The sequence below is a fragment of the Bacillus cereus group sp. BfR-BA-01379 genome (assembly GCF_022663605.1).
Taxonomy (GTDB): Bacteria; Bacillota; Bacilli; order Bacillales; family Bacillaceae_G; genus Bacillus_A; species Bacillus_A mobilis.
The window spans coordinates 1-207 of sequence record NZ_JAKUFT010000359.1 but is presented as its reverse complement, the minus strand read 5'-3'; the positions used below and the strand labels follow the sequence as shown (position 1 = coordinate 207).

The following is a 207-nucleotide window of genomic DNA, read 5'->3' as shown; positions in this document are numbered from 1 at the left end:
CTTCTTCCGTTACTTCTTCGCTTCCTTCTTCGCTTCCTTCTCTCTTTTGCTTCGCTAATGCCGCTGCTTTTGCTTTTGCCACGGCGGCTGCCTTCACTTTCGCTTTGGCCTTTTCTTCTTCCGTTACTTCTTCGCTTCCTTCTCTCTTTTGCTTCGCTAATGCCGCTGCTTTTGCTTTCGCGGCCGCGGCTGCGCGCCGTTTTGCTT

Annotated in this window: 1 pseudogene; it reads right to left on the bottom strand. The window is 52.2% G+C overall.

Annotated elements, in window-relative coordinates:
• Positions 1-207: pseudogene (locus MR113_RS28785) on the bottom strand (NADH-quinone oxidoreductase subunit C); the annotation flags it as partial.